Consider the following 12,789-nt stretch of genomic DNA (forward strand, 5'->3'; position numbering starts at 1 on the left):
TTGACTCAGCCCTTCTTCGCCGGCGGCTTGCTCGGCGTCGGGCTGAACAGCTTCTTCAGATCGTTCAGGCTTTCCGACAGCCGCGGCCATTCGCAGGAAAACGAGCCCTTGGTGCAGGGCGCACCTTTCGGTCGCGGGCTCGCGGCCTGCTGCACCTTCGGCCGCTCGACCGGTACCGGCACGCGCGCGACTGGCACCGGCAGGCGCTCGACCTCGGTTCGCAGTGCGACCTGCTGGAGCTTCTGCGCTTGCTGTTCCTGCTGCTCGCGCGCGGCGGCTTGGGCCGCTTCATTGCTGCGGCGCTGATTGGCGAGGTAGGCGGTGTAGGATTCGTCGATCTTTTTCTGCTCCTCCGGCGTCGGGTTTGGCCCAGCGATGTCGAAGGTGCGGTCCTGGAGGAAATCGTAATAGGAATAGCCACCGCCTGCCTTGCGGCGGCCGGCGAACTTGGCGTTGCAGCCGGCAAGCGCAGCGGTCTTCTCGGTCTTGTTCGCAGCCTTCTCGGCGGCGTCCGCGCATTCCTCGAAATCGACAGGCGCGCGCTTCCACCATTGCGCGTGGGCATGCAACGGCGTCAGCAGAAAAAATCCTGCTGCGGCAACGACAAGCGCCGCGCGACGCGATGCGAACACGTACAACATTCTACGGGAGCATTCCTAGCAAAACTCAACCCGAACTGAGTCGGGGCGGATTTTTGCCCCTTTATCGCCGGTTTGTCACCCATGGAACTCGGGAATTTCATGGCTGTAATGCTGACATTTTTTGCTTGACGTGGCGCGGGAGTCACAGCCGCACGGCACGTGATGCGCTTAGACTTTTATCGGTTTGAATTCGAAGGGGACTATCCGTCATGAGAGCGTTGGCCCGTCTCGCCGCAATCGCGCTGGCGTTCATGTCCAGCCATGCATTCGCAGCGGACGAGGATGCACCCAACCGCAAGCCAGTGAGGGCGATCGCCGACGCGCGCCTCTCGGTCGGCGGGCAGGGAATGCTGCCGCTCTATCTCTCCAGCGACTGGTCGCTGCCGCTGCCCGCGATCTCCCGCGCCGTCATCGTGCTGCACGGACGCCTGCGCAATGCCGACGAATATTACATGTCAGCCCATACCGCGCAGGGCGCAGCGGGCGATTACGGCAAGAGCGCGCTGATGATCGTGCCGCAGTTCCTCGCGGAGATCGACATCGAGGCGTACAAGCTGCCGGCGGACACGCTGCGCTGGTCGCTGGAGGGTTGGGAAGGCGGCGACGCCGCGCTGGCGCCGAACCCCGTGTCATCTTTCGACGCGCTCGATGCGATCCTCGCAAAACTCTCGGATCGGCGCATCTTCCCGAATTTGAAGCAGGTCGTCGTGGCCGGCCATTCCGGCGGCGGCCAGGTCGCGCAGCGCTACGCCATTGCCGGAAAAGGCGAGGCGGCGCTGTCGCGCCAGCATATCGACGTCCGCTACGTCGTCGCCAATCCCTCCTCCTACGCCTATTTCAGCGACCAGCGGCCACTGCCCAAGATCGCCGCATCCTGCCCGGGCTTCAACAATTGGAAATACGGCATGGACGGGCGTCCGCCCTATCTTGCGAACGTCACGCCGGCGGCACTCGAGCAGCGCTATGTCGAGCGCGAGGTGATCTATCTGCTCGGCACGCTCGACACCAATCCAAAGCACTCCGCGCTGGACAAGAGCTGCATGGCCGAGGCGCAGGGCCCGTATCGCTATGCCCGCGGCCACGCCTATGCGGACGCGATGGCCAAGCGTGACCGCGGCACGCCCAATCACCGGGTGTGGGACGTCGCCGGCGTCGGCCATGACGGCGACAAGATGCTGACCTCGAAATGCGGCCTCGCGGCGCTGTTCGATATTCCGGGCTGCGGAGCTGAGCGCTGATGCGGATGTCTTGAAGGCAGATACCTTGAAGGCAGATACCTTGTAGGCTCGGCTCCGGCTGTTACACTTCGGCTCGCGACGCGTCTCATCCCGAGGCGGCGCCAAGAAGACGAAGTGGAAACACCTGATGCTACTGCCCCTGTCCGACGTGCCGCGCTGGTACGCAGAGCGCAAACCCCAAGGCACGATCGCCGTCCGTCACGGGCAGGATACGCTGACATGGGACGAGCTCGAACGCGGCGCCAACCGGCGCGCGCGGGCGTTCATGGCCAAGGGCGTCAAGCCCGGCGACTTCGTCGCGATCGGCCTTCCCAACGGCAACGCGTTCTTCGAGACGTCGTTTGCCGTCTGGAAGTGCGGGGCGACGCCGACCTCGCTGTCATGGCGGCTGCCGCGCGGCGAAGCCGCCGCGGTGCTCGACATTCTGAAGCCTGCACTGGTGGTCGGCGGCGAGGCCGACTGGAATGCGCCGAACCGCTTGCCTGCTGATTTCGTGCCGGAGGGTTTTTCGGATGAGCCGCTCAATCCGCCGGTGGCCCGCTACTGGAAGGCCATGACCAGCGGCGGCTCGACCGGCCGCCCGAAAGTGATCCTCGATCATCAGCCGGCGGTGACCGACACCGTCGCCGCGCCGCCGCTCAACATCCCCTTCGGCGTCTCGCTGCTCAATCCCGGTCCGCTCTACCACAATGCGCCGTTCATCGTGTCGCATTACGCGCTGTTCACCGGCGGCCAGCTCACCGGCCTCGTCAAGTTCGACGCCGAGGAGACGCTGCGCCAGATCGCGCGCGAGCGCGTGCAATGGGTCAATTTCGTGCCGACCATGATGCACCGGATCTGGGCGCTGCCTGAGAGCGTGCGTAAATCCTACGACGTGTCGAGCCTGCAGACCGTGTTCCACATGGCAGCTCCCATGCCGCCCTGGCTGAAGGAGAACTGGATCGCCTGGCTCGGACCTGAGCGGGTCTGGGAGCTCTATGGCGGCACCGAGCGCCAGGGCTCCTGCATCATCTCCGGCACGGAATGGCTGACGCACAAGGGCTCGGTCGGCAAGATCGGCGAGATGGCACGCTTGCGCATCGTCGGCGAGGACGGCAACGACGTCGCGCCCGGCGAGACCGGCGAGATCTATTTCCTCAACAATGACGGCAAGGACGCGACCTATCATTATCTCGGCGCCGAGCCGAAGCGCCGCGCGGACGGCTGGGAATCGCTCGGCGATATCGGCCGGCTGGATGCGGAAGGCTATCTCTATCTCGGCGACCGTCTCGCCGACATGGTGCTGCGCGGCGGCGCCAACATCTATCCGGCCGAGGTCGAGGCGGCGGTCTCCGAGGCTCCCGGCGTTCGGTCCTGCGTCGTGGTGGGTTTGCCCGATCCGGAATTGGGCCAGCGCGTGCACGCGATCATCGAACCGGAGGCTGACGCGGACAGCCAGGCCATTGCCGACGGCATGGCTGACTTCCTGAACGACAGGCTCAGCCGCTACAAGCACCCCGAGAGTTTCGAGATCGTCAGCGCCCCGCCGCGTGATGATTCCGGAAAAGTCCGCCGCACGCTGTTGCGCGACGAGCGCTCAGCATGGATGAAGGAAGGGCGCGCCTTCCGGATTTGGCCGGCAAGGGCGCGGGCGCACGCCGAATAAGAAAATTCACGAAAGGACTCTTCGACATGACGATCACCATCGCAGCCAACAGCGTGCCCAAACCGCCGGCCGAGATCATCGAGGGCTTTCGCGGTGCGCCGACCTCGGTCATTTCAGACAATCTCGCCCGGTTGCCGGGGGCGGTGGGGCTAAGACCCTATCATCGCGGCGGCAAGCTGGTGGGCACGGCCTTCACCGTGCGCACCCGTCCCGGCGACAATCTCGCCATTCACCGCGCGCTCGAGCTGGTCGGCCCCGGCGACGTCATCGTGGTCGACGGTGGCGGCGACGAGACCCGCGCGCTGGTTGGCGAGATCATGAAGAACATCGCGCAGTGGCGCAAAGCAGAGGGCTACGTCATCGATGGTGCGATCCGCGATGTCGCGGCGTTCGCTGGCGACGACTTTCCCTGCTACGCCCGCGCCGTGATCCATCGTGGCCCCTACAAGAACGGGCCCGGCGAAATCAACATCCCGGTTTCGATCGGCGGCAGCGTGATCTCGCCCGGCGACATCGTCGTCGGCGACGAGGATGGCGTGGTGTCGTTTCCGGCCGCCGGCGCCGCGGCGCTGCTGGACGCCGTGCGCGCCCAGGTCGCGCGCGAAGAGGAGACCATGAAGGCGATCCGCGAGGGCCGCTACCAGGGCTCCTATGGCAAATCCTGATCAGAGAAAGACGTAAGGGAGAAGGGCGTGAGCCAGAAGGACGAATTTCACAACATCGACGACGCCAGCGACGGGCTGTTCCGCGAGCTCGCGGCAGGCGTGACGACGCGCATCTTCTCCGGCGAGCAGGCCATGCTGTCGGTGGTAACGCTGGCCCCGCATGCGCAGGGCACGCTGCATCATCATCCCGAGGAGCAATGGGGTGTGCTGCTCGACGGCTCCGCCGTTCGGGTCCAGGGCGATGAGGAAATTCCCGTGAAGAAGGGCGATTTCTGGCGCACGCCCGGCAACGTGCCGCACACCATGCGCGCCGGCCCCGACGGCGCCCGCGTGCTGGACATCTTTAGTCCGCCAAGGCCAGAATACAAAAAAGCGGGTTCGGGTTTCGGCACGACGTAAAGCGCCAAAGAGCAAAAAGCCAGGCGCAAAACCAAAAAGGGAGGGGACCATGACGATCACACGACGGGCGCTGCTGGCCGCGCCCGCCATCCTCGCGATGGCACCGGCAAGCGCGCAAGCCTCGAAAATCACGCTGGTGGTGCCGTTCCCGCCGGGCGGTTCGACCGACGCGATGGCGCGGCTGCTCCAGAGCCATCTGCAAACCAAGCTCAATCGCATCGTCGTGGTCGAGAACAAGTCGGGCGCGGCCGGCGCGCTCGGCGCGGCACAGGTTGCCAAGAGCCCGCCTGATGGCTCGTCGTTCCTGGTCACCTTCGATTCCCACGCGGTGATCCCGTCCATCCTCGACAAGCCCCCGGTCGATGTCGAGCGCGAGCTGATGCCGGTGTTGCTGGTCGGGACCGCGCCTTATGTGATCGCCGCGGGCGCCGGCCGCCCCTACAAGAGCTTTGCCGACGTGGTGGCCGCCTGCAAGGCGACGCCCGGCGCGGTGAAATACGCCTCCGTCGGCATCGGCACGCTCGGCCATCTCGCGATGACCGTGCTCGGCAACAAGGCCGGCGTCGAGATCATGCATGTGCCCTATCGCGGCGGCGGCCCGGCAATGAACGACGTGCTCGGCGGCCATGTCGATCTCATCGCGGGATCGGCGGCGCTGGTCGCAGCCCAGCTCGGCACCAACATGCTGCGACCGATCCTGCAACTCGGCCGCGAGCGGTTACCGGGCCTGCCGGATACGCCGACCGCGATCGAAGCGGGCTTTCCGGACTTCGAGACGCTGGCCTGGTGGGGCATCTTCGCGCCCGCGGGCACGCCGCCTGACATCGTCGCAGGCCTCGCGACGGCGTCGAAGGAGATCCTGAGCGAGCCCGCGACCGCCGCCCAGCTCAAGGAGACCCAGCAGATGACCCTGCTGCTCGAGGATGGTGCCGCCTTCAAGACCTTCTTCGACAAGCAGGTCGCCTATTGGGGCAAGGTGGTGAGGGACAACAATATCAGGGCATAAGAGGCCTTATTCCCCGGATTGCCATCCCGGGTCCGGTGGGCTCGCGCGGGCTCGAGCGTCAGAGCATCTTGCCGACGATATTTGTCATATCTGCTGCCGAAAACGCGCGCAGCGTTTCGGTGCGGACATTGCCGAGTGCGCTGAGACTAAGGCTGAGCGACATCGCGGCAGCTTCATCTGGAGCCTCGAGTATGGTCACAACGTCATATCGTCCCTGCGTCCAGACGATCTCCTTCACGGTCACGCCGAACGTCTTGGCCATCTCCTTGAAGGCGTCGGCCCGCTTCGGCGAGTCCTTGACGTTGCGGACTCCCTGATCAGTGAAGTTCGATAGCACGACATAGGTTACCATGGTCGTCCTCCCTGGTTAGAACCAGATACAGTTCTCGCTTGAGGCAACCGCGCCGAGTTTGCCACAGCGGCCGAGGCGGCGCCACTTGCGCGTTGGGAACGTCAGCGGCTGTGACTTGCCCGGTCAGGATAACGGCCGCGCGAAACTGAGCTCATGACCGTCGGGGTCGGTGAGATGGAAGTAGCGCTCACCCCATTCCGCATCGCGCGGCGTGGTCAGCGGCTGCCACCCGGCAGCGCGCGCTTGCTCGTAGGTCTCGTCGACATCGGCGACATAGAAGATGACGCGGCCCCACCAGGACCAGCGCTTGTCGTCCGGCTGCGCTGTCAGGTTGAGATAGCCGGTGCCGGCGCGAAAGCTTGTGAATGCCGCGGCTTCACCGCCATACAGGAGCTCGAACCCCAGCGAACGGTAGAAGTGCACGGCGCGCCCCATGTCATGCGTGCCGAGCGTGATGGCGCTGATGCTTTCGATCATGTGAGCTGCTCCGCCGAGAGGGATCTGGGAGCGATTGTACAGCCACCCCGTTCGCCTTGACGATGATCCGGCCCGCCTTGCGGCTGGCGAACCGAATCCTGCTCTGCTATGAGGAGTTCGAACCCGCACCCGCGGGTTCCGCGGTCCCGTAGCTCAGCCGGATAGAGCGACGGTTTCCTAAACCGTAGGTCGGAAGTTCGAGTCTTCCCGGGATCGCCATTCTTGCTTTCGCTTCAAGCCGATATCCGCGCAAAGCGCTTGCGGTATTCGGCAGGTGTCACGCCGACATGGCGGGCGAAAGCACGGCGCAATGTGTCCGCGTCGGCAAAGCCGCAATGCATGGCGACTTGCTTGGGGGCTTCGTTGCCGAGCTCCAGCAGGCGCCTCGCGGCATTGACGCGGGCTTCCTCGACCCAGGTCGCGGGGGTGATTCCGACTTCAGCGCGGAACAGCCGCGCAAAGTGACGCGGACTGATGTCCATGCGCGCCGCGAGGCTCCCGACGCTGTGATCCAGTCCGGGATTGGCGGCGACCCAGCGCTGCAGCTCCTGTAGCGCGGCGCGGCCGGTGGGGACTGTCTCTCCCTTGCGGGTGAACTGCATTTGCCCGCCCGGGCGCTTGAAGAACATGACGAGCTGGCTCGCGACCTTCATCGCGGTCTCGCGTCCGAGATCTTCCTCCACGAGCGCGAGCGCGAGATCGAGTCCCGCGGTCACGCCGGCGGCGGTGCGGAGCTTGCCGTCGGTGACATAGATTGCGTCCTTGTCCACGCTGACCGACGGGAATTTAGCGGCGAGCCGGTCTGCGACCGCCCAATGCGTCGTGATCCGCTTGCCGTCGAGGAGACCCGCCGCTGCCAGGAAGAAGGCGCCTGAGCATACTGAGCCGAAGCGGCGGGTTCTGGCCGCCCGGCGGCGGAGCCAGTCGATCACCACGCCGTCTGCCGGCACCTCGGCGGCGTTCGGGCATCCCGCGATCAACAAGGTGTCGATGCTCTCCTGGAAGCCGCGATCGATGATGCGGTCGGGCATCAGCCGCACCCCCGACGAGCTGCGGATCGGGCCCGGCTCCGCCCCCGCCACGAAAAGCACATAGGCCTGATGGCCGGCCTGCAAGTTCGCCTCGGCGAACACGTCGAGGGGGCCGGCGACGTCGAGAAGCTGCACCCCGGGCAGCGCAACGATCACGACAGTCCTCGGTTTCGGCTTCGCACCCATGTCCGCCTCGGTCGGTATTTGTCCGTTTATGACGTATTACGTCAATTAAGGACAGAATAGCCCGGATCTAGCTTGGCGGCCACCGGAGATATTCAGGAGACCATCATGCAAGAGATTGCAAAAGCCGCCGCCATTCCCGACAGCAAGCTGGCGCGCGCCATCACCGACTACATCCGCGATACCGAGACGGACCTGCTCTTCAACCATTCCAGCCGGGTCTATCATTTCGGTGCGATGGCCGGCATCCGTCGCGGGCTGACCTTCGACCGTGAGCTGCTCTATGCCGGCGCCATGTTTCACGACATCGGCCTGATGCCGGGCCATGGCAGCGAGCACGAACGGTTCGAGGTCGACGGCGCACATGCCGCGCGCGATTTCCTGCGCAGCCACGGCATCTCCGAAGCCGACGCCTATACGGTCTGGACCGCGATCGCGCTGCACACCACGCCCGGCGTGCCGCAGCATATGCATCCCGTCGTCGCCCTGGTGACGGCCGGTGTCGAAATGGACGTCCTCGGGCTGACCTACAAGGACTATTCCGACGCGGAGCGCGAGGCCGTGGTGAAGGCATTTCCGCGCACGCCGCACTTCAAGGAAGACATCATCCAGGCGTTCTACGACGGCATCAGCTACAAGCCGGACACGACCTTCGGCAACGTCAAGGCCGACGTCATCGCCGACAAGGAGCCGCATTTCCATCGCGGCAATTTCTGCAGCGTCATCCGCGGCTCGCATTGGCACGGCTGAGCGGCCTTCCTGCGCTGCAACGCGGCCCGACCGCCTTTCCCCAAATCACGGATCAGGAATCAACATATGAGTGACAAACCACCCTACCTCACGCACGCGACCGGTGCTCCCGTCAGCGACAACCTCAACATCATGACCGCAGGCCGCCGCGGCCCTGCGCTTCTCCAGGACATCTGGCTGATCGAGAAACTGGCTCACTTCGATCGCGAAGTGATTCCCGAGCGGCGCATGCACGCCAAGGGTTCCGGCGCCTTTGGTACCTTCACCGTGACGCATGACATCACGTGCTACACCAAGGCGAAGATATTCTCGGAAGTCGGCAAGCAGACGCCGATGTTCGCGCGGTTCTCGACCGTCGCCGGCGAGCGCGGCGCGGCCGACGCCGAGCGCGACATCCGCGGCTTTGCGCTGAAGTTCTACACCGAGGAAGGCAATTGGGACATGGTGGGCAACAACACCCCCGTGTTCTTCTTCCGAGATCCCCTGCGCTTCCCCGATCTCAATCACGCGATCAAGCGTGACCCGCGCACAGGAATGCGCAGCGCCGACAACAATTGGGATTTCTGGACGCTGTTGCCGGAGGCGCTGCACCAGGTCACCATCGTCATGAGCGAGCGTGGCATTCCCAAAAGCTATCGCCACATGCACGGTTTCGGCAGCCACACCTACAGTTTCGTCAACGCCGCCAATGAACGGACCTGGGTGAAGTTTCACTTCCGCACCCAGCAGGGGATCGTGAACCTGACGGATGCCGAGGCCGAGACGCTCGTCGGCAAGGATCGCGAGTCGCATCAGCGCGACCTGTTCGGCAGCATCGAGCGTGGCGATTTCCCGCGCTGGACCCTGTTCGTGCAGATCATGACCGATGATGAGGCCAGGGCGTTTCCGTTCAATCCGTTCGATCTGACCAAGGTCTGGCCGAAGGCGGACTTTCCACTGATCGAAGTCGGCACTGTCGAGTTGAACCGCAATCCGGAAAACGTCTTCGCCGAGGTCGAGCAGGCGTCCTTCTCACCGGCTCATGTCGTTCCGGGCATCGGCTTCTCGCCCGACAAGATGTTGCAGGCCCGACTGTTCTCCTACGGCGACGCGGCGCGCTATCGTCTCGGCGTCAACCACCATCTGATTCCGGTGAATGCCCCGAAATGCCCGTATCACAGCTACCATCGCGACGGTGCGATGCGGACGGACGGCAATCTGGGACGGACACCGACCTATTTTCCGAACAGCCACGGCGAATGGGCCGACCAGCCCGATCTCAACGAGCCGCCGCTCGAGATCGACGGCGCGGCAGCACATTGGGATCACCGCGTTGACGACGACCACTATCAGCAGCCCGGCGATTTGTTTCGCAAGATGAACGCGGCACAGCGACAGATCCTGTTCGACAATACGGCACGTGCCGTCGGCGGTGCTGCGGTCCACATCCAGGAGCGGCACATCGCGAACTGCACGAAGGCCGATCCGGCCTATGGCGCCGGTGTCCGCGAATCGCTGGAGCGTCTTGCCACTGTTCGCTTGGCTTAGCCCCGTTGAGACGATCCTGGGAAGAGGCGGCTTCCGGCCGGCGAGCCGGAGGCGCGACTAATCCCGGGATCGCCATTTTGTCATGGGTCATCGTCCCTGTTTGCCAAGGACTCCGGCGCAAAAATTGCTAGAAGTGGGAGGCTTCCTTCCTTTCGGCTGACTGACGGTCGGCCGCCTCATCGCGATACCCGGAGACCAGAATGCCTTTCGACTTGATCCTGCGCGGCGGCCGCGTGGTTGACCCCTCGCAGAAGCTCGATGCCGTGACGGATGTCGCATTTTCGGGTGGTAAAGTCGCCGCGATCGGCAGCGGGCTGAAGGCCGATCCTGCTACCGATGTTCGCGACGTCTCGCGCTACATCGTGACGCCGGGGCTGATCGATCTCCACACCCATGTCTATTGGGGCGGCACCTCGCTCGGCATTGACGCCGAGGAATTCTGCCGCCTGTCCGGCGTCACCACCGCGGTCGATACCGGCAGCGCCGGTCCCGGCAATTTCGCCGGCTTCCGCAAGCATGTGATCGAGCCGAGCCAGGTCCGCATCCTCGCTTATCTGCACGTCTCGCATGCCGGCATCTTCGGCTTCTCGCACCGGATCATGGTCGGCGAGAGCGAGGAGCTGCGGCTGATGAATCCGATCGAGGCCGCGAAGGTGGCCGATGCCAACCGCGACCTGATCGTCGGCATCAAGGTGCGCGTCGGCCTGCACTCCTCGGGCACCTCGGGGGCGGTGCCGCTCGACATCGCGCTCGAGGTCGCGAACGAGGTCGGCATGCCCCTGATGGCGCATATCGACCATCCGCCGCCGAGCTATGAGGAGGTGCTGGCGCGCCTGCGTTCCGGCGACGTGCTCACCCATGCGTTCCGCCCTTTCCCGAACACGCCCGCGACCGCGCAAGGCACGGTGAAGCGCGCGGTGCTCGACGCGCGCGAGCGCGGCGTGCTGTTCGACATCGGCCACGGCAAGGGCTCGTTCGCATTCAAGACCGCGCGCGCGATGCTGGCGAACGGCTTCCATCCGGACACGATCTCGTCCGACATTCACCAGCTCTGCATCGACGGCCCGGCCTTCGACCAGGTCACCACCATGTCGAAATTCCTGTGCATGGGCTTGGAGCTGTCCGACGTGGTCGCGGCGTCGACGGTGAACGCGGCGATGGCGCTGCGGCGCCCCGAGCTCGGCAGCCTCAAGCCCGGCAGCGTCGGCGACGCCACGCTTGTTACGGTCAGGCAAGGCCAGTTCGACTATGAAGACGTCGTCGGCGAGCACCTGATCGGTGATCGCAAGATCGTCTCGGAGGGCGTCGTCATCGGCGGCCGCTGGTGGCATCCGAATTGAGCGGCGCTAACCTTGCTCGCGATAGAATTGCAGCAGGCGTGCGCCCGCCGGTGAGAGCCAGTCGGGGGCGCCTGCGATATAGCCCTCGACGTAGCCGCTCGCCCCGACCAGATAGGTAATGGGCATGCCGACGAGCGGGAACATCGCTTTGGACGCTTCGGCTGAAGCGCCATAGGTGTCGGCAAAGCAGGCGAGGTTTTGCACGGCGAGGCTGCCGAGAAATTTGCGGATCTTGGCAAGGTCTTTGGTGTCCGTGCAGATCGCGACGATGTCGAGCCGGTCGGGCCGCGATCCCGCCAGGCTTGCGAGCGCCGGCAGATCGAGCCGGCAGGCCGCGCACCAGGTCGCCCAGAAATTGACGAGGGTGATGCGGCCCGGCTTCGCGGTCACCAAGACGTCCCTGCCGCCAATGTCTTGAAGCCTTAGCTGTGGCATCGCCGCGCGCGGCCGAACCACCGTGAACTGGCTGCGGCCGGCCTCGAACACCGGCGGCCAGCTTGCCTGCGCGCGGCTTGCGCGCGCAGTAGCCAGAAGCACCGGCGCGGCCATCAGAACCGACCGCCGCGACAGCCCCGAGCCGTTTTCGCGCGCCACGTCACGCATGGATATACGCCCAGCCTTTGAGTTGCAGATCGACCACGCGTCCGATGCCGAACGGGACGAGGCTCGTGCCCGGGATCAGCGGGATCGAGATCTGCTCCTTGGCTTCCGCGATCGTCTTGGACGAGGCGCACATGCTGTAGGTGAGGTTGGGCAGCGACTGCCGCAACGTTGCGAGCGGCTCGACCAGCGGGGTCTTGTCCGCCCGGAAGACGTCGATGCCCTTGCCGTTGGCGACGACCTCGATCAGCAATTTCGCACCCCTCTCGGCAAAGTGCTTGGAGAGATTGGCCGAGTAGCTGATCGCATGACCCATGACATAGGGCTCGTTGCTGTCGATCAGGATCACGACGCCCTCAGTGAGGCGATCCTCCTTGGCCGCGGCGGTGCCGCCGGCCGTGAGGATCGCGGTGCCCGCAAGCAGGCCCCTGCGGGACCATCCATTGGCTGAGATCATGGCGGTGCCGTCTTCCCGGTCAGAATTGCCGGGCAGCAATCGGCGCCTTGCGGCTGCGTCCCCACAACACGAACAGGCTGAGCGCAAGCAGGACGAGGTTGAGCGGTGTCGTCGCGGCCTCGCCGCGCGAGATATGGAAGGCGAATGCGAAGACCTGCAGCACGCTACAGCCCAGCGCGGCCAGTACCGTCAGTCGCGGCAGGATGCGGGTCAGTGCCGGCAGGAGGATGCCGATGCCACCGGCGAGATCGACCAGGGCGACGGAGCGAACGAACGTTTCGGAATACTCGCCCGCAAATGGCATCATCGCGGCGAGCTGCGGAATAGGCGTGGTCAGCTTGACGAACCCTGCCGAGATGAAGACGAAGGCGAGGACGACCTGGGCGGCCCATAGGCCGATGCGGAGGGCGCGGCCGGGCGTGGCGGTCTCAAGGGTGGTGGTGGACATGGGGGGCTCCGATCATTGATGATCGCCACC

15 protein-coding genes and 1 tRNA gene are annotated in these 12,789 nt (G+C 64.9%); 9 read left to right on the forward strand and 7 right to left on the reverse strand.

All coding sequences use genetic code 11. The features are described from left to right. Window positions 1-5: 5 nt before the first annotated feature. The gene (locus NLM25_RS03585; RefSeq protein ID WP_254136052.1) at window positions 6-641 is read right to left on the reverse strand and encodes a hypothetical protein; all 636 of its coding nucleotides are present in this window, start codon (window positions 639-641) and stop codon (window positions 6-8) included. A gap of 209 nt (window positions 642-850) precedes the next feature. On the opposite strand from NLM25_RS03585, the gene NLM25_RS03590 reads away from it, so the two are divergent. From NLM25_RS03590 to NLM25_RS03610, 5 genes are all read left to right on the forward strand, one after another. Next, window positions 851-1,879: an alpha/beta hydrolase gene (locus tag NLM25_RS03590; RefSeq protein WP_254136053.1), complete on the forward strand. Its 1,029-nt coding sequence runs from the start codon at window positions 851-853 to the stop codon at window positions 1,877-1,879. Window positions 1,880-2,006: 127 nt separating this feature from the next. Then, window positions 2,007-3,524, forward strand: coding sequence for an AMP-binding protein (locus tag NLM25_RS03595; protein ID WP_254136054.1), 1,518 nt, complete (start codon window positions 2,007-2,009; stop codon window positions 3,522-3,524). Between the two features lie 26 nt (window positions 3,525-3,550). Beyond that, window positions 3,551-4,189, forward strand: a complete 639-nt coding sequence (locus NLM25_RS03600) for an RraA family protein (RefSeq protein WP_254136055.1) — start codon at window positions 3,551-3,553, stop codon at window positions 4,187-4,189. A 27-nt stretch (window positions 4,190-4,216) separates the two neighbouring features. Continuing rightward, complete coding sequence (locus tag NLM25_RS03605; RefSeq protein WP_254136056.1) at window positions 4,217-4,588, forward strand: cupin domain-containing protein; 372 nt, start codon at window positions 4,217-4,219, stop codon at window positions 4,586-4,588. A 49-nt stretch (window positions 4,589-4,637) separates the two neighbouring features. Then, the gene (locus tag NLM25_RS03610) at window positions 4,638-5,594 is read left to right on the forward strand and encodes a tripartite tricarboxylate transporter substrate-binding protein (RefSeq protein WP_254136057.1); all 957 of its coding nucleotides are present in this window, start codon (window positions 4,638-4,640) and stop codon (window positions 5,592-5,594) included. Between the two features lie 58 nt (window positions 5,595-5,652). Here the strand turns inward: NLM25_RS03610 and NLM25_RS03615 are convergent, their stop codons facing one another. Then, on the reverse strand, window positions 5,653-5,946 hold the full coding sequence (locus NLM25_RS03615; protein WP_254115280.1) for a GYD domain-containing protein: 294 nt from the start codon (window positions 5,944-5,946) through the stop codon (window positions 5,653-5,655). A 123-nt stretch (window positions 5,947-6,069) separates the two neighbouring features. Continuing rightward, on the reverse strand, window positions 6,070-6,423 hold the full coding sequence (locus NLM25_RS03620; RefSeq protein ID WP_254115281.1) for a glyoxalase/bleomycin resistance/extradiol dioxygenase family protein: 354 nt from the start codon (window positions 6,421-6,423) through the stop codon (window positions 6,070-6,072). A gap of 142 nt (window positions 6,424-6,565) precedes the next feature. Between NLM25_RS03620 and NLM25_RS03625 the strand changes: the two genes are divergently transcribed. Continuing rightward, window positions 6,566-6,642, forward strand: a tRNA-Arg gene (locus NLM25_RS03625). Window positions 6,643-6,656: 14 nt separating this feature from the next. On the opposite strand, the gene NLM25_RS03630 is transcribed toward NLM25_RS03625, so the two are convergent. Further along, the gene (locus tag NLM25_RS03630; protein WP_254136058.1) at window positions 6,657-7,640 is read right to left on the reverse strand and encodes a GlxA family transcriptional regulator; all 984 of its coding nucleotides are present in this window, start codon (window positions 7,638-7,640) and stop codon (window positions 6,657-6,659) included. Between the two features lie 105 nt (window positions 7,641-7,745). Between NLM25_RS03630 and NLM25_RS03635 the strand changes: the two genes are divergently transcribed. The 3 genes from NLM25_RS03635 (at window position 7,746) to NLM25_RS03645 (ending at window position 11,254) form a co-directional block, all read left to right on the forward strand. Further along, a complete protein-coding gene (locus tag NLM25_RS03635; RefSeq protein WP_254136059.1) occupies window positions 7,746-8,387 on the forward strand; it encodes an HD domain-containing protein in 642 nt (213 codons plus the stop codon). A gap of 66 nt (window positions 8,388-8,453) precedes the next feature. Beyond that, complete coding sequence (locus tag NLM25_RS03640) at window positions 8,454-9,914, forward strand: catalase (protein ID WP_254136060.1); 1,461 nt, start codon at window positions 8,454-8,456, stop codon at window positions 9,912-9,914. A 200-nt stretch (window positions 9,915-10,114) separates the two neighbouring features. Further along, a complete protein-coding gene (locus NLM25_RS03645; protein ID WP_254136061.1) occupies window positions 10,115-11,254 on the forward strand; it encodes an amidohydrolase/deacetylase family metallohydrolase in 1,140 nt (379 codons plus the stop codon). Window positions 11,255-11,260: 6 nt separating this feature from the next. Here the strand turns inward: NLM25_RS03645 and NLM25_RS03650 are convergent, their stop codons facing one another. Genes NLM25_RS03650 through NLM25_RS03660 form a run of 3 tightly spaced genes read right to left on the reverse strand, consistent with a single transcriptional unit; the run spans window position 11,261 to window position 12,759 of the window. Next, window positions 11,261-11,857, reverse strand: coding sequence for a TlpA disulfide reductase family protein (locus NLM25_RS03650; RefSeq protein ID WP_254136062.1), 597 nt, complete (start codon window positions 11,855-11,857; stop codon window positions 11,261-11,263). Next, window positions 11,850-12,311: a DsrE family protein gene (locus tag NLM25_RS03655; protein ID WP_254136063.1), complete on the reverse strand. Its 462-nt coding sequence runs from the start codon at window positions 12,309-12,311 to the stop codon at window positions 11,850-11,852. The genes NLM25_RS03650 and NLM25_RS03655 overlap by 8 nt, the downstream gene beginning before the upstream one ends. 19 nt (window positions 12,312-12,330) lie before the next feature. Then, window positions 12,331-12,759: a DoxX family protein gene (locus tag NLM25_RS03660; RefSeq protein ID WP_254136064.1), complete on the reverse strand. Its 429-nt coding sequence runs from the start codon at window positions 12,757-12,759 to the stop codon at window positions 12,331-12,333. Window positions 12,760-12,789: the final 30 nt, after the last annotated feature.

Origin of the sequence: Bradyrhizobium sp. CCGB01, assembly GCF_024199795.1 — a bacterium.
Classification (GTDB): Bacteria; Pseudomonadota; Alphaproteobacteria; order Rhizobiales; family Xanthobacteraceae; genus Bradyrhizobium.